This is a genomic window from Sporosarcina sp. UB5 (genome assembly GCF_050859005.1).
Taxonomy (GTDB): Bacteria; Bacillota; Bacilli; order Bacillales_A; family Planococcaceae; genus Sporosarcina.
The window spans coordinates 484,158-508,424 of record NZ_CP125984.1 but is presented as its reverse complement, the minus strand read 5'-3'; the positions used below and the strand labels follow the sequence as shown (position 1 = coordinate 508,424).

At 44.5% G+C, this 24,267-nt stretch carries 22 protein-coding genes; 15 read left to right on the top strand and 7 right to left on the bottom strand.

The genetic code is table 11. The annotated features are described in order from the left end of the window. Positions 1 to 76 precede the first annotated feature (76 nt). From QM454_RS02745 to aspA, 3 genes are all read left to right on the top strand, one after another. The gene (locus QM454_RS02745; protein ID WP_432361264.1) at positions 77 to 577 is read left to right on the top strand and encodes a GNAT family N-acetyltransferase; all 501 of its coding nucleotides are present in this window, start codon (positions 77 to 79) and stop codon (positions 575 to 577) included. A gap of 25 nt (positions 578 to 602) precedes the next feature. Then, complete coding sequence (locus QM454_RS02740; protein ID WP_432361261.1) at positions 603 to 1,286, top strand: DNA alkylation repair protein; 684 nt, start codon at positions 603 to 605, stop codon at positions 1,284 to 1,286. A gap of 154 nt (positions 1,287 to 1,440) precedes the next feature. Then, positions 1,441 to 2,856: an aspartate ammonia-lyase gene (aspA, locus tag QM454_RS02735; RefSeq protein WP_432361258.1), complete on the top strand. Its 1,416-nt coding sequence runs from the start codon at positions 1,441 to 1,443 to the stop codon at positions 2,854 to 2,856. Positions 2,857 to 3,606: 750 nt separating this feature from the next. Here aspA and QM454_RS02730 read toward each other — a convergent pair. The 4 genes from QM454_RS02730 to QM454_RS02715 all read right to left on the bottom strand — a co-directional run bounded on the left by QM454_RS02730 (position 3,607) and on the right by QM454_RS02715 (position 6,823). After that, a complete protein-coding gene (locus QM454_RS02730; RefSeq protein WP_432361255.1) occupies positions 3,607 to 5,154 on the bottom strand; it encodes a solute symporter family protein in 1,548 nt (515 codons plus the stop codon). A gap of 14 nt (positions 5,155 to 5,168) precedes the next feature. Continuing rightward, complete coding sequence (locus QM454_RS02725; RefSeq protein ID WP_432361252.1) at positions 5,169 to 5,531, bottom strand: DUF485 domain-containing protein; 363 nt, start codon at positions 5,529 to 5,531, stop codon at positions 5,169 to 5,171. 439 nt (positions 5,532 to 5,970) lie between these two features. After that, on the bottom strand, positions 5,971 to 6,345 hold the full coding sequence (locus tag QM454_RS02720) for a DUF2500 domain-containing protein (RefSeq protein ID WP_432361249.1): 375 nt from the start codon (positions 6,343 to 6,345) through the stop codon (positions 5,971 to 5,973). A 97-nt stretch (positions 6,346 to 6,442) separates the two neighbouring features. Next, positions 6,443 to 6,823, bottom strand: coding sequence for a VOC family protein (locus tag QM454_RS02715; RefSeq protein ID WP_432361246.1), 381 nt, complete (start codon positions 6,821 to 6,823; stop codon positions 6,443 to 6,445). Positions 6,824 to 7,002: 179 nt separating this feature from the next. On the opposite strand from QM454_RS02715, the gene QM454_RS02710 reads away from it, so the two are divergent. The 6 genes from QM454_RS02710 to QM454_RS02685 all read left to right on the top strand — a co-directional run bounded on the left by QM454_RS02710 (position 7,003) and on the right by QM454_RS02685 (position 14,167). Beyond that, complete coding sequence (locus QM454_RS02710) at positions 7,003 to 8,544, top strand: DEAD/DEAH box helicase (RefSeq protein ID WP_432361244.1); 1,542 nt, start codon at positions 7,003 to 7,005, stop codon at positions 8,542 to 8,544. Positions 8,545 to 8,561: 17 nt separating this feature from the next. Then, positions 8,562 to 9,356 (top strand): YqhG family protein, encoded by a 795-nt coding sequence (locus QM454_RS02705; protein ID WP_432361241.1) that lies wholly within the window; start codon positions 8,562 to 8,564, stop codon positions 9,354 to 9,356. Positions 9,357 to 9,725: 369 nt separating this feature from the next. Further along, on the top strand, positions 9,726 to 10,934 hold the full coding sequence (locus QM454_RS02700) for an RtcB family protein (protein ID WP_432361239.1): 1,209 nt from the start codon (positions 9,726 to 9,728) through the stop codon (positions 10,932 to 10,934). 29 nt (positions 10,935 to 10,963) lie between these two features. Beyond that, positions 10,964 to 11,335, top strand: coding sequence for a nuclear transport factor 2 family protein (locus QM454_RS02695; RefSeq protein ID WP_432361237.1), 372 nt, complete (start codon positions 10,964 to 10,966; stop codon positions 11,333 to 11,335). Between the two features lie 556 nt (positions 11,336 to 11,891). Then, positions 11,892 to 13,304: a Na+/H+ antiporter NhaC gene (nhaC, locus tag QM454_RS02690; RefSeq protein ID WP_432361234.1), complete on the top strand. Its 1,413-nt coding sequence runs from the start codon at positions 11,892 to 11,894 to the stop codon at positions 13,302 to 13,304. Continuing rightward, positions 13,301 to 14,167 carry an MBL fold metallo-hydrolase gene (locus QM454_RS02685; RefSeq protein WP_432361232.1) on the top strand — a complete coding sequence of 289 codons (867 nt, stop codon included), beginning with the start codon at positions 13,301 to 13,303 and terminating at the stop codon, positions 14,165 to 14,167. Before nhaC ends, QM454_RS02685 begins: the two co-directional genes overlap by 4 nt. A gap of 308 nt (positions 14,168 to 14,475) precedes the next feature. Here the strand turns inward: QM454_RS02685 and QM454_RS02680 are convergent, their stop codons facing one another. Next, a complete protein-coding gene (locus tag QM454_RS02680) occupies positions 14,476 to 14,667 on the bottom strand; it encodes a hypothetical protein (RefSeq protein WP_432361229.1) in 192 nt (63 codons plus the stop codon). A gap of 136 nt (positions 14,668 to 14,803) precedes the next feature. Here QM454_RS02680 and QM454_RS02675 point away from each other — a divergent pair, with 136 nt between their 5' ends. After that, the gene (locus QM454_RS02675) at positions 14,804 to 16,450 is read left to right on the top strand and encodes an FAD-binding dehydrogenase (RefSeq protein ID WP_432361226.1); all 1,647 of its coding nucleotides are present in this window, start codon (positions 14,804 to 14,806) and stop codon (positions 16,448 to 16,450) included. Positions 16,451 to 16,513: 63 nt separating this feature from the next. Further along, entirely contained in the window at positions 16,514 to 18,100 is a 1,587-nt protein-coding gene (locus QM454_RS02670) for a M2 family metallopeptidase (protein WP_432361223.1), read from the top strand. Positions 18,101 to 18,144: 44 nt separating this feature from the next. Here the strand turns inward: QM454_RS02670 and QM454_RS02665 are convergent, their stop codons facing one another. After that, on the bottom strand, positions 18,145 to 18,369 hold the full coding sequence (locus tag QM454_RS02665) for a hypothetical protein (RefSeq protein ID WP_432361220.1): 225 nt from the start codon (positions 18,367 to 18,369) through the stop codon (positions 18,145 to 18,147). A 139-nt stretch (positions 18,370 to 18,508) separates the two neighbouring features. Here QM454_RS02665 and QM454_RS02660 point away from each other — a divergent pair, with 139 nt between their 5' ends. Beyond that, the gene (locus QM454_RS02660) at positions 18,509 to 18,964 is read left to right on the top strand and encodes a DIP1984 family protein (protein ID WP_432361218.1); all 456 of its coding nucleotides are present in this window, start codon (positions 18,509 to 18,511) and stop codon (positions 18,962 to 18,964) included. A gap of 300 nt (positions 18,965 to 19,264) precedes the next feature. Here the strand turns inward: QM454_RS02660 and QM454_RS02655 are convergent, their stop codons facing one another. Continuing rightward, a complete protein-coding gene (locus QM454_RS02655; RefSeq protein ID WP_432361215.1) occupies positions 19,265 to 20,080 on the bottom strand; it encodes an MBL fold metallo-hydrolase in 816 nt (271 codons plus the stop codon). Between the two features lie 137 nt (positions 20,081 to 20,217). Here QM454_RS02655 and QM454_RS02650 point away from each other — a divergent pair, with 137 nt between their 5' ends. From QM454_RS02650 to QM454_RS02640, 3 genes are all read left to right on the top strand, one after another. Beyond that, positions 20,218 to 20,748: a DUF1572 family protein gene (locus tag QM454_RS02650; RefSeq protein ID WP_432361212.1), complete on the top strand. Its 531-nt coding sequence runs from the start codon at positions 20,218 to 20,220 to the stop codon at positions 20,746 to 20,748. A 191-nt stretch (positions 20,749 to 20,939) separates the two neighbouring features. Beyond that, positions 20,940 to 22,517 (top strand): FAD-dependent oxidoreductase, encoded by a 1,578-nt coding sequence (locus QM454_RS02645; RefSeq protein ID WP_432361209.1) that lies wholly within the window; start codon positions 20,940 to 20,942, stop codon positions 22,515 to 22,517. A 260-nt stretch (positions 22,518 to 22,777) separates the two neighbouring features. Continuing rightward, positions 22,778 to 24,181: a serine hydrolase domain-containing protein gene (locus tag QM454_RS02640; RefSeq protein ID WP_432361207.1), complete on the top strand. Its 1,404-nt coding sequence runs from the start codon at positions 22,778 to 22,780 to the stop codon at positions 24,179 to 24,181. Positions 24,182 to 24,267: the final 86 nt, after the last annotated feature.

Here is a 24,267-nt window from a genome sequence, read left to right as displayed (position 1 = left end):
GATTAATAGTTTCATTTCTGACGGAATATTGAGATACTAAAGTGATAATATGAGCATAATGATTGGGGGAGTGGATATGCGTCTTGAAAGACCTTCCTTGAAGTGGGAGAAGGAACATATTGCGTATATGAAAGAGTGGGATGAAGACCGGATGACGCCTAGTAGCTTTCAGTTGCAAGAGGGCATTCCTTACGAACTGTATTTAGAGGAATTGGCGGCAAAGGAAGCAGGCCTAGGCAACCGGATGCTGAGTACGAATTATTTCCTCGTCGATAACGATGAGCGGATCGTTGGAATGGTCAACATCCGGCACGGCTTAAATGATTATTTGCGCCAAGTCGGTGGTCATATCGGCTATGGGATTCGCCCGTCCGAACGGCGGAAGGGGTATGCGACGTATTTGTTGTCCGAAGCATTACATATAACGGACGAGTTAGGCATTCGTTCTGTATTAGTCACATGCAATGAAGACAATATCGGTTCGGCGGCTGTCATTGTCAACAATGGTGGAGTTGAAGACGAGAGTTTTACGGAACCGCATGGCAACGTCGTACGGAGGTTTTGGATAAAACGATAATTGAAATTAGATGGAGGTGACGTGAGTGAAAAAGCGATGGGATCATAAGGGAATTATCGAGAAGTTTGAAATGTGCCGGAACGTTGAAAATGCTGATCCGATGAAAGCGTATATGAAACATCATTTTCCGTTTCTAGGCATTAAAAGTCCGCTGCGAAAAGAGTTGTTACGTGAACAATTTCGGGAATATGCATTACCTGAAGTTGACGAAGTGTTTGACGAGGCGTGGAAATTGTATTCATTACCCGAGCGGGAATATCAGTACGCTGCTATTGCTTTGCTCGATAAAATGAAGAAACACTTTACTACCGAGGATTATCCGAAGTTATTAAAATTCATTGAAACGAAATCGTGGTGGGATAGTGTCGATGCAATTGCACCGCATCTAGTTGGGCAAGTAGTCAAATTGGATCGAGCATACGGAAAAGCCGTGATGCTTGAATGGTCGGAATCGGATAATATGTGGACAAACCGCTCCGCTATTTTACATCAATTAAAGTTTAAAGGAGAAACGGATACAGATCTGTTATTTGAAATCATTTTACAGCATGTGGGATCAAATGAGTTTTTCATTCAAAAAGCAATCGGGTGGGTATTGAGAGAGTACGCAAAAACGGATCCAATTATCGTGAAGCAATTTGTCGAAGAACATACGCTGAAGCCATTAAGTAGGCGTGAGGCTTTGAAGCATATTGGCGACAAGCAATAAAGTTTGTCAAAATGGCAAACTAATAAAAAGAATATAGTATTCTTCACACAAAAGGAGTACGATGAAAAAGGAGTTGAGCAGGAAATATACTTGCTCAGCACACATTCATCGTACGCCTTTTTGGCAATCTTCAAAAAGAGAGGATAAGGGACAAATGAACTTGCTAACCGGAAGAATCGAAAAGGATTTTCTAGGGGAAAAAGAAGTTCCCGATCATGCATATTATGGCATTCAAACGATCCGGGCGACTGAAAACTTTCCAATAACGAAAGAGCGTATGCATCCGGAATTGATTCGCGCAATCGGAATTGTGAAAAAAGCGGCAGCTATTTCAAATGTGCTTGTCAATGACATGCCTGAGGACGTGGGGGTTGCCATCGTTAAAGCTGCAGACGAAGTAATTGACGGAACGTTGACGGACCAATTCATCGTCGATCCGATTCAAGGTGGGGCAGGCACTTCATTCAACATGAATGCGAATGAAGTAATCGCGAACCGTGCACTTGAACTGATGGGGCGTGAAAAAGGCGATTATAGCTTCATTAGCCCGAATAACCACGTAAATATGTCACAGTCGACAAATGACGCCGTTCCAACAGCGATTAAAATTGCGACCTTACAAATGGTCAATGAGCTACTTGAAACGATGGAGCTGTTTGTCGAAGAGCTGAAGGCGAAGGAAGAGGAATTCGACGGAGTCATTAAAATGGGAAGAACCCATCTGCAAGACGCTGTTCCAATTAGGCTAGGTCAGGAATTTAGTGCTTACCGGAGTGTTATTGAACGTGATATTGAACGGATTGGTAGGACAAGAGTTAACCTTTCCGATATTAATATGGGTGCAACAGCAATCGGCACGGGGCTGAATGCAAATGCACGATACATTGAAACGGTAGTAGAACATTTGCAGGAAAATAGCGGCCTACCGCTGAAATCCGCTGACAATTTAGTTGACGCGACACAAAATACAGACGCGTATACAGAGTTGTCTTCTGCCTTGAAAATTTGCATGATCAATCTCTCGAAAATGGCAAATGATTTGCGACTCATGTCGTCAGGTCCAAGAGCCGGTCTGAATGAACTCAATCTTCCAGCAAGGCAACCGGGCTCTTCCATTATGCCAGGGAAAGTAAACCCGGTTATGGCAGAAGTGATGAATCAAATTGCCTTCCAAGTAATCGGTAACGACCATACGATTAGCCTTGCTTCAGAAGCTGGCCAATTTGAATTGAATGTTATGGAGCCTGTGCTCGTCTATAATTTATTACAATCATTGACGGTTATGAACAACGGCCTCGAAGTGTTCCGCAAGCACTGCATTAGCGGCATTACCGCGAACGTCACACAAATGCAAGACTATGTGGAAAGAAGCGTCGGCACAATTACAGCGCTCACGCCATACATCGGCTATGAAATGTCATCGAAGATCGCTCTTGAATCGTTCGAAACAGGTACACCGATCAAAGAGCTTTGCCTGCGTTACAACGTGCTCACACTCGATGAACTTAACCGTTTGCTCGACCCGTATCAAATGACACAAATGAAAAGAGAAGGCGTAGCTCTTTCATAATAAAAAGTACTTTTACGGTGCCAATCGGATTTTCATTCGATTGGCATCTTTTAATTGCCTGAAACTTTTAATTTGTTTCGCGCACTGTGTACTGAATGATTCAGAATCTTTTTGTGCACAGTGCGCGAAACAATTCAGATTATACACTACAATTGTATATTGATATTCACTAACTATTGAATTAATTAGTCTCTGTTCGCTACTATGTGCATGAATATTAATTCAGGTGAATTGTCATAAATGTGTCTTGCACAGGCACCTGTTTTTATGCACCTGTTTTTTGATTGGATTCTGTACTAGTACACAATTTCAAGACTTTTTTTTCGTGTTCACAAAAAGTCCATTTGTAAGCGTTGTCTTTTTGAATGATTTGTGAAAGCATTCACATGTACCTTTTGTATTCTCGTAAGAAGGGTAAAATGGGTAGTAAGTAAGGCGAAGGCGTTTTACTTGACTAATTAAATGGAAAAGGAGAATGCATAATGTGGGTACTAACTGTATTTGAACAGAAGAGCTACCGAATTTTTGAGTTTGCAACTAGAGACGAGGCAGTGAAAGTTCTTCCGAAATTCCACAACGCAGTCCTTTCTTACACGCGCTAATAATTGACTATGCACCCTCGGTTGAGAATTCGACTGAGGTTTTTTTGAAAATTGGCGGAGAAAAATAGGAAAACCTTCGGAAACGATACAATTGTTTCCGAAGGCTTTCCGTAATTTCCGTATGTCATTCAGACAAATAATTCAATGCTTAGCTTTCTACTCCGCGGAATCCTGTTTCTGCTTTGAAACGAACTTCCGCATAAGATATTTCGTCGGCTTCGATTCGCTTCGCACCGACGTATGTGCCGATAATGGCAGCTAGGAATCCAGCTGGAATCGAGATGATTGCCGGATTGACGAACGGGAAGAGCGGTTCGCCGACGAAGAATGCAGCACCTTCGACCGGATTGATGACGTTCGGGCTGACCGATACGAGGACGAGAGCCGTAATAAGCCCTGTCAACATCGATGCAACCGCGCCAGTCGTATTAAATTTACGCCAGTAAATCGTGAACAAAATCGTCGGAACGTTCGCGGACGCGGCAATACAAAATGCGAGCGATACGAGGAACGCGACGTTGAGTTTTTCCGATCCGAGCGCAAGCAAAATGGAAACGACGGAGACACTAATTGCGGCAACTCGTGCTGCGATTACTTGCTGCTTTTGTGTCACTTTGCCTTTTTTGAAGATTTCCGTATAAATGTCATGCGCAATGGCCGATGCACCAGAAAGTACAAGCCCTGCAACGACTGCTAAAATTGTAGCGAATGCAACGGCTGCAACGAACGACTCAAGCGGATCCCCGCCAAGCACTCCTGCAAGCATCGGAGCGGCCATATTACCCGCCGAGTTTTCCGCGATAATCGCATCCCTGCCGACGAATTTGGCGGCACCGAATCCGAGGAAAATCGTCAGGACGTAGAAAATTCCGATGATCCACACTGCATACACGACAGAAGAGCGTGCTGTTTTCGCATCTTTAACTGTAAAGAAGCGCATAAGGATATGCGGCAGTCCCGCAGTTCCGAGAACGAGCGCAAGCAGCACTGAAATGAGTCCGATCGGATCTTTATAAACGACACCGGAATGGAGAAACGCCTCTCCGTGTGGCGTCGCTGTCCGCATCGTATCGAACATCCCAATGAAATTGAAATTGAATTTCATGAGAACGAGGAACGAAATAACGGTTGTCCCGACCATGAGCAATACCGCCTTAATGATCTGCACCCAGCTTGTCGCAGTCATTCCCCCGAATAATACATAAATCATCATCATCACACCGACGATAAGAACTGATAGCCAGTATTCGATGCCAAATAGCAATTTAATAAGTGCTCCCGCACCAACGAGTTGTGCGAGCATATAAAAAAGAACAATTGTAATTGTATTGAGTGCCGCAGCTCCTCGCACTTTCCTCGCGCCAAAACGTGCGCCGATCATATCGGCCATTGTAAATTTCCCTAAGTTTCGAAGCGGTTCCGCAATTAAAAACAGAACAACAAGATAAGCGGTTAACCAACCAACACTATAATAAAAACCGTCAAAACCATTCAATGAAATCGCACCCGCAATTCCTAGGAACGAGGCGGCTGACAAATAATCTCCTGCAATCGCAACACCGTTCTGCCACCCTGTCAGCGATCCGCCAGCAGTATAAAAATCACTCGCAGTCGTCGTTTGTTTAGCTGCCCAATATGTGATGTAAAGTGTCAATAAAATAACTGAAAAAAAGATTAAATACGATGATAGACCCATGAAGTATTCCCCCTTTAATTCCGAATGTGCTTTTCAAGCAACTGCTCGGCATCTTTATCAAACTCTCTCGACTTCTTCACATAAATCTGGGTGAACACCCATACCATGACGAACAATCCGAAGGCGTAAACCCACGTCCATGTCAGCCAGCCAATTGCCCGTGTTTCTAGAATTTTTGTGTATCCCGTTAACACCGGGAGTACCAAATAAAGTACAAAGAAAGCGATAACATAAGGCGTCATAAAACGTTTCTTCTTTTTCACTAAATACTTGAACTCGTCCGTTTCAATAATACGTTCATAATCCAGCTGACCGTCCGTCTTACGAGGCAACTCCCGCTCGACAGGCAAGTCTTCCTTCTTCATTTTCACTGTCATTCATTTCATCCCCCTTGCTGCAAAATATAAATATACGCATGCTTTTCTTCAACGAGTCGACCTCACAATCTACTCTCTGAGTTTATAAAACTACCAGCATGTCATAATGGTAACGGTATCAAAGTTACAGAAAATAATCAATCCTATATTTATAATAATATTGGAAAAACTACAAGAAAGACAAAATATAGGTAATTCATCAACCTTTTGCGGTGCCTGTGCAGCAAACAATTCCGAAAATACAATACAATTGTATAATTTTTTTCAGAGAGGTTGATTTATAAAGTAGTTGGGTGAAATAATATGAATTTTTATTCGTAACGTTGAATTGTCATAAATGTGTCATGCACAGGCACTTGAAATAGGCACCGGAAACGGAGCGAGAAAAAGGTATAAAAAAACCATCCTTGAGTGTGTAACTCAATAGGATGGATGTTATTCAATCTGCTATGCTTTTTCGTTCAAATGCTAAATACCGCGTACCTTGAAAAGTGAGGATGCCAAGGTCGCCTTCCGCTAACATGCCGTACTCTCTTCCGGACAGCTTCAGCTCCATCCGGTCGCCGCTCTCGACTTGGAACGTAACGTAGTAATCTGTGTGCGCGGAAGAGTCACCGCTGCCGCCCCACGTATTCGTTCGCTTCGTCATTACTTGTGCAGGTATCGCCAAACGGGGCGAGCTATTATTGGCGGTCCATTCCCCAGCACCTTTAACGATTGCAACGATTATTCCGCCGATTACAATAACAAAAATGACGAAAATAAAAACTGGTCCAGCCGTAAACATGAAATCATCGAACGCATTAAATCCCATTTCGCCACCACCTTTTTAGTATCTATTGATAGCTATACGGAATTGGGGGCGATTAGTTTCAAGCTTCCGTTAGGGAAATTGTCTAGCTCTCTATTTTTTAAGGGCGATTTACATGTTGATCAACAAGAATGACATTGCCATCCGGATCTTCAAGCGTGAAATGTGCAACCCCAGTGCTCGAGTCATCTGCCTCGGTTAACAGTTGAACCCCATCCTCTTTCAGCTGCTTTTGAAGGTCTCGGATATCCGTAAATGAATCAAGATTTTCTGCATTCTGATTCCATCCAGGATTAAATGTGAGAATGTTTTTTTCGAACATCCCTTGGAAAAGCCCGATCGTGCAATTCTCATTTTTCATGATGACCCAGCTGTCGTCGATAACCCCTCCAAACGTTTGAAATCCAAGCTTTTCATAAAATGCTTTAGATTTGTGAATGTCTTTGACCGTTAGACTTACAGAAAATGCTCCTAGTTTCATTTTCCTTCCCCTTTCGAAAATGTCGACGTTTTCCATTTAGTATAAATGAGCAATTTGGAATAAACAACAATACCACGGTAATTAATTACCATAAAACGGTTACTACGATTTCGCGCATCTGCCATACACATAGGAATTCCGTTTTTGGACAATCTAACAAGAAAATATCGGATGAGGGGATGTCTATGCAAATCGAATGGTCGTCCGATTGGAAAGAGGGCTTTGTCGAACGATTGGAGAGTCGCAAAGCTTGGGATAATTGGACGTTGTATAAAATGTGTTATGACGTGGAGAAAGCGAGATTGATTACAGACTTCCACGGGCTCCAATGCCCAAAATATTTACCCGCATTAAAGCCGTATTCCCATCAATTGGAGGCAGCGGAAACGGTCATCGAGCGAATGAACGGGAAAGCGATTCTTGCGGACGAGGTCGGTCTCGGGAAAACGATTCAAGCCGGGTTAATTTTAAAAGAGTATTTAATACGGGGGCTTGTGAAAAAGGCGCTCATCCTCGTTCCGGCTTCTCTTATTAATCAATGGATTGATGAGTTGAATCAAAAATTCCATATCCCTGTGATTCAATATAAAAAAGCGTATGATCTGGACTACTGCAATATCGTCATTGCGAGCATCGATATGGCGAAGAGGAGTCCTCATAAGGAAAATCTCTATAACCAAGATTTTGATTTAATTATTATAGATGAGGCGCATAAATTAAAGAACCCGAAAACGAAAAACTATGAGTTCGTGCAAAACTTGAAGAAAAAGTTCTGTCTGCTGTTAACGGCGACGCCGATTCAAAATGACGTATTCGAGCTGTTCAATTTAATTTCTTTATTAAAGCCAGGGCATCTCGGCAATTTCGAGACATTCCAATCCGTCTTTTCTGCGAGCAAACATAATGTGGAAGAGGACGAGTTTTTAAAGGAATTAATTAACCAAGTGATGGTAAGAAATTCAAGGCATGACACAGGAATTGAATGGACGAACCGGCGTGTCCAAATCATTCCACTTGAGTTCAGTGAAGAGGAAAAAGAAGTGTACGATATGATTTCAGAGTTAAAAAATGTGTCGCCCGTCTTTTCGAGTGCCTTTTCGATGATTACGTTGCAAAAGGAAATGTGTAGCAGTAAAGAAGCAGCGTATTTTACGTTGAATGAAATGCGGCAAAAATGCACGAGTCAGGAGGAAAACGCTTATATCGATGAGTTGATAGGAAAATTAGTCGCGCTTCAGGTGAATACGAAAGCAGAAAAGGCGTATGAAATTATTACGCAAGCAAATAACGAGAAGGTCATTATTTTTACGGAATATCGGGCGAGCCAAGCCTTTTTAATGAACTATTTATTTGAAAAAGGCATCGTCAGCGTCCCGTTTAACGGGAAATTTAGCAAAAATAAACGTGAGTGGATGAAGCAGTTATTTAAGGAGAAAGCGCAAGTGTTAATTGCTACAGAATCGGGCAGTGAAGGGATTAACCTTCAATTTTGCCATCAAGTCATCAATTATGACTTGCCGTGGAACCCGATGAAACTCGAGCAACGGATTGGTCGTGTCCATCGGTTAGGGCAAGAGCATGATGTTAATATATACAATTTGGCCATTAAACATACAATTGAAGACCATATATTGGAGTTGCTAAATGTGAAAATTGGCGTCTTTGAAAAAGTCGTCGGTGAGTTGGATGATATACTGTCTGAATTTAAATTGTCGATTTAAATGCAAGGAGGATGCGCATGTACCCACAGCAGATCCATCAATATGTACGACAATTTTTCATTGAAAATAATTGCCCCATTTTGCGTGAGAATGAACAGTTTATTAACGTTCAATTAACGATTGACATGGATAAAAAAATAATGAATCGCCCGTTTTACTGGAAGTATGTAGAGAGTACGGGAGGCGAACCGAATCCTGCACAACTGACGTTAATTACCGATAAAAACAGACTTACAGAAAGCATTGCCGGGGAAGTCGTGCACTACGGCTCACCCCGGCTCAATCAATTGTTTAAAGTGACGAGGGAGCTTGGGTCATTTGTACAAATGTACGAAAGAGCGGGAAGCGAAACTGGTGCACAAACGATCTTAACGCCGTGGGTAGGGGTGAATTATAAAATAACGTATTCGAGCGATCGAACAAAGGAAGTTCTTTATTCATTAGGCATAAATTTAATAAATGGCATGATCATCAAGGACTTTCAGGAATCAATCGGTGAGTTGAATTTAGGAAGTGCGATATCACCGAACACATTTCACTTGCCGTACATCATTACACCGCTGCGCGCCTTAGAACGGCTAGATTCGGTCATCGAAAATCTTATCCAGCAAGACGACCATACATGGGCGGAAGAAGCAAAAGAACGACTCCGAAAGGACCTCCTTGTCCTCGAGTATTTCTACAGGGAAATCGAAGAAGCTGACCGCCCCGAATGCTACCGGATCGAGAAAAATGCCATCGAAGAACAATACAAAACAAAAATTAAAATCGACATCATCAACGGCGGCTTATTCTACCTAAAATCGAATTGAGCCTAAGTTGTGTCGGTGCCAGTGTGGCATGCTATTCAGAATTGTGCTGGTGGATGCGCGGCAAACTTTTCGGAATTGTGTCGCCTGTGTCGCTAATTGTGTCGCCTGTGTCGCTAATTGTGTCGGCGGCTGTGCAAAACACTATTCTGACAATACACTACAATTGTATAAAGAAATAGGTTAGTATCGACGGGGCAATGTTCTTTAAAATTTGTTGCGCATAAATATTCCGCTTTTTAAATAGTCATAAATGTGTGCTGCACAGGCACGGAAACAATTCGGAAACAACTCCGAAACAATTCTATCTGGATAGGGGTGGTGAAATATGAAACAATGGTAGAAAGAGATGTAGAAAGGGCGAGCACATTCATGAAGAAGAAAATTTTTGGTGTGCATGATGAAAATACGTTGCGTCAGTTCAAAAAATGTTTGCGGACGGGGCAAGTGGCGGGTGGTGTGTTATGTGCCGATGGGCATTATGGATATAGCCAGCCGGTCGGGGGCGTCGTTGTGTATGACGGCCAAATTTCGCCGTCAGGTGTTGGGTATGACATCGCCTGCGGAAATAAAGCGGTCCGAACGAATTTGAAGTGGACGGAAATTCAAAAAGATTTGCCGCGTCTCATGGATGAAATTGCGTCATCCATTTCGTTCGGAGTCGGCAGGAAGAATAAAGAGCGGGTAGACCATGAATTGTTCGATGATCCGGATTGGGCTGTGTATGAGGAAATCGGGAAACAGGAGCATGATCGACTAAAGAAATTGGCGAAGGACCAATTGGGAACGGTCGGGGCCGGGAACCACTTCGTCGATTTGTTCGTGGAGAAGGAGACCGGAGCTGTATGGGTGGCGAACCACTTCGGCAGTAGAGGGTTCGGTCATAGAACGGCGAGCGGATTTTTGAATTTGGCAAATGGACGGGAGTTTTCCGATCGTGCGCCTGGTGAAAGTATGGAGCAGGCGCCGACGTTGATAGATTTGGATAGTGAGTTGGGCGATCTTTATTACCGTGCGATGACGTTGAGCGGGAAATATGCGTATGCCGGCAGAGATTACGTGATGGACGAAGTGCTCTCAATTTTAGGTGCAACGTCTGAATTTGAAGTGCATAATCACCATAACTATGCTTGGAAGGAAACGCATTTCGGTAAGGAGTACGTCGTCGTTAGGAAGGGAGCAACCCCTTCGGCTCCAGGGCAAATGGGCTTCATTGGCGGAAGCATGGGTGACATTTCCGTCATTGTCCGCGGTAAAGATAATGAAGCGAACGCCGATGCCTTTTATAGTACCGTTCACGGTGCAGGCAGGATCATGAGCCGAACAGAGGCGGCCGGTCGGATGAATTGGAAAACTCGTAAGCGGTCTGGCGGTAAAATTACGCAAGAGCGGATGGATCAAGCCGTCCAAAAATATGGCGTCGAGTTGCGCGGCGGGGGCACGGATGAAAGTCCATTCGTTTACCGTAAATTGCGGGACGTTTTAGAGGCGCATAAGGATACAATCGATGTCCTCCACGTATTGAAACCGGTCGGCGTCTGCATGGCAGGGGCGAATGAATATGATCCGTATAAAGATTGAGGTGCCTAACTATGAAAGGGTGTTAAAGCATGGAAGTACATAAAGAGTTAGCAGTGAACTTTCTTCAAATGATTGTCTCGGGAGAAATTGACGAGGCGTATGAGAAGTACGTTAGCCCAGAACTCCGCCATCATAATCCTTATTTCCCCGGAGATGGGGAGTCGCTGAAGAAGGCGATGAAAGAGAATGATGGGATGAATCCGAACAAGACTCTTGACGTAAAACAGACGATTGAAGAGGGGGAAAGGGTGATGGTGTATTCTCACATTAAACAGAACCCCGAAGATCTTGGAGCAGCGGTCGTTCATATTTTCCGCTTTTCTAACGGCAAAATCGTTGAGATGTGGGACATCGGCCAACCTGTACCGGAAGACTCACCAAATGAGAACGGGATGTTTTAATTCGGTGCAATTAATTCGCCGCCTGTGCAACACGCAATTCAGATAATAAACTACAATTGCATATAAAAAAAGAGGAAGTCAATCAAATCAATGTTTGGTTGGCTTCTTTTTGTATTTATATGCGTTATGTTGAATTGTCATAAATGTGTGTTGCACAGCCGCAGAAACAATTCTGAAAAACAAAGGCGGCACAATGCAATAAAAAAAGACTTGACTTCCTAGGTGAGCATGATAAGATTCATAACAATTACTTTTACGTAGAAGTATTCCAATTACATAAATAAGAGAGATGGTGCAGTAATTCGATTGTGTGCAGCAACTAGAGACTGAATGGGTGGTGAGAATTCAGGCAGCAATTAGGGTGAAGTACGCCATTGGCTTTTCTCAATTTGACATGAAGTGGATGGCCGATTTCGTATCGGCTCATCAAGTAGGGTGGTAACGCGGAGAACTCCTTCGTCCCTTTCCAAGGGATGGATGGGGTTTTTTTGTATTTATTTATGAACAGTTTTAGATAGGTAAAATAGTATCGTCGATGGAGAAGGAGATGTCATCAATGAAAAAGGAACTAACTTTTACAGCTTCAATTATCCCAATATTGGCATTAATGATCGCGGCAGCTTCATCGATTTTCATTTGGAAAGCTGGGATGCATATCCCCCTACTAATTGGGGTGCTTGTCGCCGCGGTGATTGCAAAAACTTGCGGTTGGCGTTGGCAGGAAATCGAAAAAATGATGGTCAATGGGGTATCTCGGGCATTGCCCGCAGTTTTTATCTTACTCATTATCGGGATCATTGTTGGAACTTGGATTGCAAGTGGTGTAATCCCAACGATGATTTACTACGGCTTATCGATTATCGAACCTTCACTATTTATTCCACTTGTGGCACTTATTACTGGAATTGTTTCGATTACATTAGGAAGCTCATTCACCTCCATTGCGACGATCGGGATTGCTTTTATGGCGATTGGAGGGGGATTGGGATTTCCACCGGGGCTTGTAGCGGGGGCAGTCATTTCGGGTGCCTACTTTGGTGATAAACTATCGCCGTTATCCGATACGACAAACATCGCTCCAGCTATGGCTGAAACAGATTTGTTTAGCCATATAAAGCACATGCTTTGGGACACGATTCCTGCATTTGTCATTGCGCTTATTTTATATTGGTTTGTCGGTCTTTCAGGCGCAGCCACTCATGCTGTCGATACGAATGGCATCGATCTAATCAAAACAGGGCTGGAAGGAGTATTCACCATTCATCCGCTGCTGCTCTTGATGCCTTTATTCACAATCATTTTAATGATGATGCGTATACCAGCCATTCCAGCATTAACGATTGTAGGACTGTTAGGGGCTGTCCTTGCAGTCATCGTTCAAGGCTCTTCTATTGCCTCTATTGCACAAGTGATGACGAGTGGATTTTCAGTCGATTCGGGAATAGCTACTGTGGACTCTTTGTTGAATAAAGGCGGTCTTTTATCAATGTTGGGGACAATCGGACTGTTAGTCATCGCCACTGCTTTAGGCGGGATTCTAGAAGAAACAGGATCTTTTGAAGTGGTCACGAGAAAAATGATAGCAGGTGTCCGTTCAACGGGAACGTTAATCAGCACGACCATCCTTTCAACTTTTGTCGTGGCATTCGCAAGTGGAGCACAAATGTTGGCCATTATTTTACCGGCAAGAACATTTGTCCGTACGTATAAAGAGAAGGGAATCGATACGAAGAACCTTTCAAGATGTGTCGAAGCAGCGGGTACGGTAGGCATTAACCTTGTCCCATGGAGTGTTCCTGCAATTTTTGCAGCAAGCATTCTAGGAGTCAGTCCAGGAGAGTTTATTCCTTTTGCATTCTTTGCGTTCCTAGTCCCGCTAATCAATATCATTTTTGGTTTCACCGGCTGGACCATTACGAAAAAGAGCTATCATAAGAAAAATGAAACTAAAGGAGCCATATCGTTATGAGCAAAGTCATTTTACATGTGTTAGGAACGGCTCAAGATGCCGGTCTGCCACATCCAAACTGCTTTTGTAAAAACTGTACGGAAGCGATAGAAAATCCTGCGTTCAGGCGCACTGCAGCGTCATTAGCCATTGTGCTCCCTGAACAGAAGGCTTGGCATTTGATCGATGCAACGCCAGATATGAAAGAACAGATGGCGAGGGTGCAGATGAAGCACAATTTGCAAGGGCAGCTCATGTCGAGCATCTTTTTGACACATGCCCATCTCGGTCATTATCCCGGATTATTATTTTTAGGGAGAGAAGCGATCGGTGCAAAAAAGATCCCGGTACTGGCAGGACCGAAAATGAAGAAACTGCTAGAAGAACAAGCGCCTTGGAGCCAATTAACAAAGCTCAACAATATTGCCCTGCAAGAAATGCGTGATGGTCAACCGATTGCTGTTTCAACGGACGTCACCATTACACCTGTTGATGTCCCTCATAGAAATGAGTTCTCTGAAACATTTGGCTTTTGGATTACAGGGACGGAGAAGAAAGTGTTGTACATTCCGGACATCGATCGATGGGAACAATGGGACAAGGACATTTATGAAGCGTGCAAGGAAGCGGACATCTGCTTACTTGACGGCACATTTCATTCCACTGAAGATCTTGAAAAGATTGGCCGGGATTATCGGGAAATTCCTCATCCGCTCATGACCGAAACGATGGACCGGTTACAAGATCTAATGGAACAAACGGAGATTTATTTCATTCACCTCAATCACTCGAATCCCGTGCTTGACAGGGAACGAACGGTTCGAAATGAACTTGAAAAGAAAGGCTTTCATATTGCGGAGGAAGGTATGGAGTTTGTTTTGTAAACGAATGATATTTCCGGTGCCTGTGCAGCACACTATTCAGTTAATACAATGCAATTGTATATTCAAAATGGATAAACGTTATTAAATCAACAAACCTTCGAAATTTAAATGTGTAATTATTCGGTGTTGTGAATAGTCATAAATGTGTGGTGCACAGCTGCACAAACAATTCAGATAATACAATACAATTGCATAAAAAAATACAAGACTCCATCCAAATCAATACTTGGTCGGAGTCTTCTTGTATTTATATGCCTATTATTGAATTGTCATAAATGTACCATGCACAGGCACCTTTATTTATGATTTCACTTATCCCGATCATCCCGTCGTTCATTTAGAGCTTTTGCTTCATAATCCTCCGCAAATTCCTCTGCAGAATCCCTGCCGCGGTTTTCGCCTGGGTTATTCGTGTTGCTGTTTGTGTTTTGAGCCTCTTTGTAAACATCAAAACTATTATGCGTTCTCTCATTCATCGTCTTCTTATTGTTTTTATTCATCGACCATTCACCTCCTACACGTACTATGCACGGCGGTGGAAGAAGTATACGCTACTGCCAGTATTGAAAAGGAGGAATTGGAAATGCATTTGGCGAAAGGTGGATTGTGGGATTTATTAACATTGGGGGATGCGAAATGAATTATGACGTTATTGTAGTGGGCGCTGGTCTTGCAGGATTAGTGGCGACTTCGGAAGTAATTAAAGCGGGGAAAAAGGTGCTTTTACTAGACCAAGAACCGGAGGCGTCCATCGGTGGGCAGGCGTGGTGGTCGTTCGGGGGATTGTTTTTAGTCGATTCGCCAGAGCAGCGGAGGCTTGGCATAAAAGATTCAAAGGAGCTCGCTTGGCAAGATTGGATAGGAAGTGCGGGATTCGACCGGCTAGAAGATGATGATTACTGGGCCGAAAAATGGGCAGAAGCGTATGTGGATTTTGCTACGAATGAAAAACGAGAATGGCTTCATTCGCTCGGTGTCCGATTTTTTCCTGTCGTCGGCTGGGCGGAAAGAGGGGGATACCTTGCTGAAGGACACGGCAATTCAGTGCCGCGTTTCCATATTACGTGGGGAACGGGTCCGGGGCTCGTGCAACCGTTCGAAAAGCTGGTCCGTGAAGGAATCGCCAAAGGGCTCGTCGACTATAAGCCACGGCATCAGGTGGATGAATTATTAACAAAAAACGGAGCAATTGTCGGCGTAAAGGGATCTAAACTTGAGTCGAGCAATGTCGTAAGAGGGGAAATGAGTTCCCGGACGGTTATCGGAGAATTTACATACGAGGCTCCCGCAGTCGTTGTGACGAGCGGCGGAATCGGTGCGAATTTCGACCTCGTTCGGGAAAACTGGCCAACGCGATTAGGGGAGCCTCCGAGACAAATAATTTCCGGCGTACCAGCGCACGTCGATGGGCGGATGCTTGCGATAACGGAAAAAGCGGGCGGGCGGATTGTGAATAAAGATCGGATGTGGCATTACACGGAAGGCATCCGAAATTGGAGTCCGATTTGGCCGTCCCATGGCATCCGCATTTTGCCGGGGCCCTCTTCCATTTGGCTTGACGCGGAAGGTAACCGTTTCCCTGCACCGAACTTTCCAGGCTTCGACACGTTAGGGACGTTACAGGCGATCAAGGAAACGGGCTATGACTACTCGTGGTTCATTCTCACCAAAAAGATTATCGAAAAGGAGTTCGCGTTGTCGGGATCTGAACAGAATCCGGACTTGACGGGGAAAAGTATTAAGAAGGTGCTATCGAGAGTGCTTCCCGGTCCGCCGGCTCCCGTGAAAGCGTTTATGGATCACGGCGAAGATTTTATCGTGGCGGAAACGCTAGAACAATTGGTGGCGGGAATGAACCGAGTTGCGGGGAATGACTTGATTGATACGAGAAAAATCAAGCGGCAGCTACTTGCGAGAGACCGTGAGATGGACAATACATTTACGAAGGACTTTCAAATTACGGCGCTTCGCGGGGCGAGGAATTATGTTGGTGACAAGCTAATCCGGGTTGCGAAGCCGCATAAAATCCTTGATGCGAAAAACGGTCCGTTAATCGCGGTTAAGCTCAATATTCTCACCCGAAAAACATTGGGCGGGCTTCAAACGGACTTGTCCGGACGTGTGTTAAATGAAGCAGGAAGTCCTGTTCCCGGATTGTACGCTGCAGGGGAAGTTGCCGGTTTTGGCGGCGGAGGCGTGCATGGATACCGCGCATTAGAAGGTACTTTTTTAGGAGGTTGCCTGTTTGGCGGCCGCATTGTCGGTCGAACTTTGTCGGAATAAAGAAGGAGAATTGCCGCTCCAAATCGAATAATGAGATATTGACAGAATAAAGGGGAAGAGAATATGACAGTTGAACAGTTTTTAGCGGAACAAAATAAAACGATCAAAGATTTGCATATGACGAGCGCAAACAGTTCATGGATGGCGGCGACTACAGGTGAGGATGAATGGAACCAAAAGACAGCAGAGGCGCAAACTGCAGTTAATTCGTACCTATCAAATGCAGAACGCTTCGAACAAGTGAAAGCATATCTTGCTCAAGATAATTTGACGGCAGTGCAACGACGTCAGCTTGAGACTCTCCGTACCGGTATGGCAGGAAAGCAAATACCTGAAGACGATTTAAAGGAAATGGTGGAGCTTTCAACGGAATTGATTGGCGTCTTCAATACATTCCGCGCGACGATTGACGGGCAGCCTGTATCTGAAAATGATGTCAGGGATATTTTAATTAAAAGCAATAATTTGGAGGAACGCGAAGAAGCGTGGCTTGCGAGCAAGCAGATTGGGAAAGAAGTTGAAGAGAAGCTTTTACTTCTCGTCAAAAAACGAAACGAAGTTGCGCGTTCGTTAGGCTTTGAAAACTATCACCAAATGAGCTTCGAGCACCAGGAGCTTGATCGCGATGAAGTCTTTTCGATCTTCCGTAAGCTGAAGAAGCTTTCCGACGAGCCGTTCCGTGAAATGAAACAGGAGATGGACAGCGAATTAGCAGAGCGCTTTGGCATTACGATCGACGAGCTTCGTCCATGGCATTATGCGGACCCGTTTTTCCAAGAGGCGCCGCCTTCAAAGGAGCTGGACTTGGACCCGTTCTATGACGGAAAAGACCTTGAGCAGCTGACGATTGAAACGTTCAAGAGCATGGGCATGGACATTACGGATATGCTTGCGAACAGCGATCTTTATCCACGTGATAAGAAAAACCAGCACGCATTCTGCACCGATATCGACAGGGAAGGCGACGTCCGCGTGCTTTGCAATAATGTGCCGTCCGATTATTGGTCCGTTACGATGCTGCATGAGTTCGGTCATGCGGTTTATTTCAAATATGTCGATCGCACACTTCCATTCCTATTACGGACTTGCGCGCATACGTTGACGACGGAAGCGATTGCGATGCTCTATGGCCGGTTCGGGAAAAATCCTGCATGGCTCCACCAGTTTTTAGGATTGGATAAAGCCCAAGTAGAGGAATTGACGCCGCTTATCGAGGAATCACTGCGCAGGCAAATGCTCATCGCGGGCCGCTGGATTATGACATTCACGTTCTTCGAGCGAGAATTGTACGAAAATCCGGATCAAGATTTGAACAAGCTATGGTGGAAAATCGTACAGGACGTCCAATTTGTGAAACCGCCGGAAAACGTGGATTACCCGCATTGGGCAGCAAAAATTCATTTCACGCTCGTCCCGGTTTACTATCAAAACTATTTACTAGGCGAATTGACGACGTCACAACTGCATTCTTATATTGAAAACAACATTTCAAAGGACATGTTCACGCCTGAAGTAGGCTCGTATTTAGTGGAAGAGTATTTCAAGCCCGGTGCATTATATCCGTGGAATGAAAAGATTGAGAAGGCAACAGGCGAGAAGCTGAATCCGCAATATTTCATCGATCAATTCGTGACGAAAACGCTTGTCTAAAAGTAATATGCCGAACAAGATATGGAATCTCGTTCGGCATGTTTTTATCTTCTCTTCTTTTTCGCTAATTCTGCGGCAGCTAATTTCTTTCTATCCACAATTTTTTCGAACTCGACAAACACATAATAGACGTTTTCTTTTATTTCCTCGATCCTTAACACTTTGCCTCTTCGCCCTTTAAGGATCACATTATCGTCTACGGCAGGGATGTTTCTAAGCAATTGATTGAGCACATAATTGTTATTTTCGTAGAAATGAATGGCATACATAATCCGAATCTCCTTTAGTAGTGTGATAGTTGGAATCCATTCATTTTATGATTGTCCGAGAGATTTAGAACAAAGGACTTTTAGCGAGCAGTGTCGAATAAAAGAAGTAACGGCATGTTAAATAAAGGGAGTGGGATGAATGAAGCTTGCAGAGGCATTGATTGCACGCGCGGATTTACAAAAGAGAAACGAGCAACTGAAAAGGCGGATTAGCCTTAACTTGAAGATCCAAGAAGGGGAAAAGCCTGCGGAGGACCCGAATGTGATGTTGGCAGAGCTCGATAGCAATATGAAGGAATTGACGAAATTGATTCAGCGAATAAATAAAACGAATTGCTCCGTCCAATTCGACGATACGCGAACGCTTGCGGATGCATTGGTAGAGCGTGACCAGAAATGGGACAAGCGACTGATTCTCGCAAAGATTGCAGAGGAAGCGTCGATCCGAAACGACCGATATAGCCGAACTGAAATCAAGATCATGAGCACCATTGATGTCGCGGCAATTCAAAAGCAGGTCGACCAATTATCGAGAGAGTTCAGGGAGATTGACACAAAGATACAAGGCTTAAATTGGAGCATTGATTTGTTGTAAGCGGGCGTGCCCGGGAATTTGACACAACGATTTTCATTTGCAAGTCGGTAGCTGCTTCGCAAAGGTGAGTACAAACCCGCCAACTGGGCAAGTTGGACTAATGGTAGGTAGTGGGGCTATACCAATCGGTTCGAATCCGTCATGAACAATTGAAGCCCAGTACCGTGACATGTGTACAAATAGAATGTAATTGTAACGACCATGTACTAATTTGCGAAGGCAGTGAGGGTGGGGTTGGGGACTTGTTATTGTAAATGAAAAATTGGCGGCGAGCACCCAGCAATGGATGTTCGCCGCTTTTTATTCATTCCCTTCATTTACAATCGACCGGATAATATGGATGGAATGCCATTCGCCGAATGAAAAAAGCGTAATCGGGTATTTCTTGGCGAAAATCCGTTTATGAATTTCACGCACGTCGTACCCTTTCTTGTGCAAGGCAAGCGTCTTCTCCTGGAGCTCTTGTAAATGCGTTAGTTTCTTTTGCAACGCTACGCGGCCATCCTTCACGTATCCCGCATGGCAGCAAAATAATTCCTCGAAATCATACGACAACGTCCTTTCGATGGAACGGATAATGGTCGGAATGCTTTCGTCTCGTAAAATGAGTTTCGTTTTAGGGTGTATATATAGATCACCGGTAAAAAGTTGCCCCGTTTCTTTATTCAAAAAAGCTAAATGGTCTGTTGCGTGTCCCGGCGTTGCAATGACCGTCCAATCGGCATTTCTTGACTTGAATGAATTCCCGATCGGCTCGGCCTCAAAAGGTTTTCTTCTTCCCCAGAAAAATTTCCGATAGAAAGGATAATCCGCTTTTCGGGCACATTCTTCAATCGCCATTTCATTCATGAATATGGGCAGCCCAAATTTTGTTTGTAAATAGTTTGCGCCCCCCGAATGGTCTTCATGGGCATGCGTAATGACGACTTGGTCAACGTCAGCTTGCGAAAAAAATGCGTTAAACTCCTCCGCTAATGATTGGGAACCAGTATCGATCAGCACGCCATCTGTTTCAAAGCAAAATACATTCAACTTAACACTGTTCAAACGAACGACTCCATTTACAAATCGGACATTGCTCACTTCACCTTGCATTGATGTCGTTTTTAAAATCAAGAACCTCACCCCTTATCGCGCATAATTCACTTATTAGTAGACTATCACATTTTGAATGAATATTCATTCATTAATATTGTAGATAAAGGATTTTAACTAGCTTACATTGAATACAGTAGCAAAAAGGGGGATGCAATATGTCAATCGGAAAAGAGTATTTACGTGTTGTTCGGGAACGGTTCGTCGTGTTAAAAGAACAAGGCGAAAAAACATTTGCTCAATTGGATGAGGAAGATTTTAATTGGACGCTGAATGAAGCGTCAAATAGCATCGCGGTTCTTATTCAGCATGTAAGCGGAAATATGGTGTCGAGGTGGACAGATTTCCTAACGACGGATGGTGAAAAACCAGACCGGAATCGGGATGGGGAGTTCGAGACGAAACAAATGTCCAAGACGCAACTGATGGAATGTTGGGAGCACGGCTGGCACGTATTTCTGGATGCGCTTGAAAGCTTGGATGAGCAGGATTTGTTAAAGACTGTTCTCATCCGTGGCGAAGCACATTCCGTCATCGACGCCATCGAACGTCAAATGGCGCATTACGCTGCCCATATCGGACAGATCATGTTTATTGGCAAGCAGATCAAAGGGGAGCAGTGGAAAAACTTAAGCATTCCGAAGGGGGAGTCGGACGCGTATTTGCAGCGGATGCTGAAGGGGCAATGATAGCTAGGGAAAGCGCCTGTAGGGTGGTTATGTTGCCATTTCACAGGCGTTTTAGTTAACGTCTCTAATAATCGAACAAAGGCACACACACTGTCACCCTCTTCCCGCATCCGATAAAAACCCACACGATGTATACGTTCTGCCAACCATTGGGAATCCTACCTTCAGTACATAGTACAGGAGGATGAGATATGAACAGTCAAAGTATTGGAAAGCTGCCCGAGCATCCGGAACCGTTTTGGAGGACGAGTGTCGACTTTCCGACCTTTCCGAGTTTGAATGAAAACCTCGAAGTGGATGTGATCGTCGTTGGTGCAGGCATTACCGGTATTACGTCCGCGTATTTATTGGCGAATGAAGGCTTGAAAGTTGCGGTCATTGAAGCGGATAAAGTGTTGAACGGGACGACGGGGCATACGACTGCGAAAATTACGGCGCAGCATGATTTGATTTACGATGAGTTCATTCAAAATATGGGGCGGAGTACGGCGAGACTCTATTACGAAGCGAATATGGAAGCGTTGGCATTCATTAAAAAAACAGTGGAGGAGCTTCAAATCGACTGTGATTTGACGAGCGTTGATGCGTATATTTACTCCGTCTCCGAGAAGTACGCCCGGAAAATTGAGAAGGAAGCGGAGGCTTATCAAAAACTTCATATCGATGGCGGCTTAGTCGATAGCTTCCCTTTTGACATTGACGTACAAAATGTCCTTGTCATGAAGAACCAGGCACAGTTTCATGTGACGAAATACTTGGTTCATCTCATTGATTTATTCAAACAAAAAGGTGGGCGGATTTTCGAGGACACGGTCGCCGTTAATATTGAAACGGGCGAGCGGCCGGTTGTGTTGACGCGTGAGGAGAACCGGATTAGTGCCAAGCATGTGTTAGTTTGCACGCATTTTCCGTTTTATGAGGGAACAGGACTTTATTCCACTAGGATGTACGCGGACCGTTCGTACGCGCTTGCGGTAAAAGCGAAAAAGGAATTCCCTTCAGGCATTTTCATTAGTGCGGACGACCCGACCCGCTCGTTACGTTCTGTCACGGACAACAACGGCGAGGAATTGGTACTCATTGTCGGGGAAAATCATAAGACCGGCCAAAGTCCAGTGGAGACGATGGAACATTACAAAGCGCTCGAACGATTCGGCGAAGAGATTTTCGGGCTCGAGAAAATTGTAAACCGATGGTCGGCGCAAGACTTGGTCACGTTGGATAAACTGCCGTACATCGGCGAAATCACGTCAGGAAATCCGAATATCCTCATTGCGACAGGCTTCCGGAAATGGGGAATGTCGAACGGTACCGCCGCTGCATTGCTGTTCCGCGATATGGTGACTGGGAAAGATAGCAAGTTTGAAAAACTATATACACCATCCAGGTTCTATGCACATCCAAGTTTGAAAAACTTCCTCGTTCAAAACGCGAATGTTGTTGGTCAATTAATCAAAGGAAAGCTCGATTCACCGAGTACAAAACCGGATGATTTAGCTAAAGGGGAAGGCAAGGTCGTGACGCTCGACGGGCATCGTAAAGGTGCGTACCGGGATGATGATGGAAAAATTCATATCGTCGATACGACGTGCACTCATATCGGATGCGAAGTCGAATGGAATAGCGGCGACCGGACGTGGGACTGCCCGTGCCATGGGTCTCGGTTTAAACCGACAGGCGAAGTGATTGAAGGTCCGGCGGAAAAGCCGTTGCAACGTTATGATTATACAATGTTGGATAATTTGACGTCGGAGGACTCTGGATATTGAATGAAAACGACCCATCTAGGCGTATTGCCGGATGGGTTGTTTCATGTTTTATTTGTCGAAAAAGCCCTTGAATTGTAGTCAAACGGTGATAAATTCATTCAAGTCGGTGGTAAAGTCCGGCGAGTCGGTGATAAACCATGTAGAGTCGGTGATAAACTCCCCCGAGTCGGTGATAACGACAACAAAAGAGGGAATTCCTGGTCAACGCCGAATAACAGAAGTATGGAATATTCAAAAATATACACCTAGGGGGAATGAACATGGGAGAGACAGTGGCGGGAACGTCGTTTGATACGTATGCAGAAGATTATGTTGAGAAGCATTTAATTCCGGGGGCGATGATTGGCATTAGCGAAAACGAGCGCGTAGTTGAGAAGGGACTTGGTTACCGAAACGTGGAGCAAAAGCTGCCGGTGACGGGCGATACCGTTTTCGGGATCGCATCGATGACGAAGTCGTTTACGTGTGCGGGCATTATGAAGCTCCAGGAAGCGGGGAAGTTGTCGGTGCATGACAACATTGTTAACTATTTACCTGAACTGAAGCCGTCTGGTGGCCAGATCGAACGGATTACAATCCATCACTTGATGACACATACGGCAGGCTATCCGCCGCTTGCGACACATGTATATGCACGGAAAAATAGCATTGAGCAAGATCCTTCTGCGAAAGATTACGGATTGGACTTGTTGAACAATCCGGGGCCGCATATCGAGACGTACGACGAAATGCTTGCGTTCATGGCAAATGACGATTTTGAATGGCTCGGCGAACCGGGACAGTTTTACAGTTATTCGAATGATTCATATGGGTTGCTCGGCGTCATTATTAGCAGGGTGAGCGGACAGCCTTATGAACAGTTCATTGAAGAAAATATTTTGAAGCCTGCGGGAATGAAAAACAGCTTTTTCGATATGCAATTGCTAGAAAAAAAGGAAGACGTGACGACGCTTTACATGAAAGCGAAAGACGGCTCGCATGTATATGAAGCGCCGCTTTGGTGGGACGCGCCGTCGATGCGCGCGGTCGGGTATTTGAAGTCGACAGCAAATGAAATTCTCCGATATTTAGAAATGTATTGGAATGAAGGCGTCGTTGATGGGACACGAATTTTATCGAAAGAAAGCATCGCACAGATGATTCATCCGCACATCGAATACGAGCCTGGCAGATGTTATGGTTATGGCTTGCGAATCGTCCCAAATTATTTCGGGTCCACATTAATAAGCCATGGCGGCGGATTAAAAGGCGTATCCTCATACATGTGTGCAATCGTTGAAAAGAAAAAGGCAGGCGTCATCCTAACGAATGTTTCAGATGTGCCTTCTGGCGATCTGTTAATGAGCGCGATAAATGGTACGGAGGGCAGGGAATTGAATGCTTCCTATTCAACGTATGAAGTCGAGGAGCTCAATGCCGAGGAACTCAATAAATTTGTAGGCTCCTTCATTTCCAGTGAAGGGATGAATGTGCAAGTGGGGCTGAAAGATGGCCGACTCGCGATTGAGTCAAATGAAGTGTGCAGAACGCTAAAATGCATTGGGAAAAACTTTTTCATTGATGAAGATGAGAACGATGGCATTTTGCAGTTCATTGAAAATCCGAATGGTGACATTGAGCGGATTGTCTATGGAGGCAGGCATATTATGAAGGAAGTCGTTTAACTAGGAGTAGGCCTTTCACGATGAATGTGAAAGGTCTCTTTTATTCTTCTCAAGCGGTGTGTTGGACTAGGGGAATGTCATGGGCC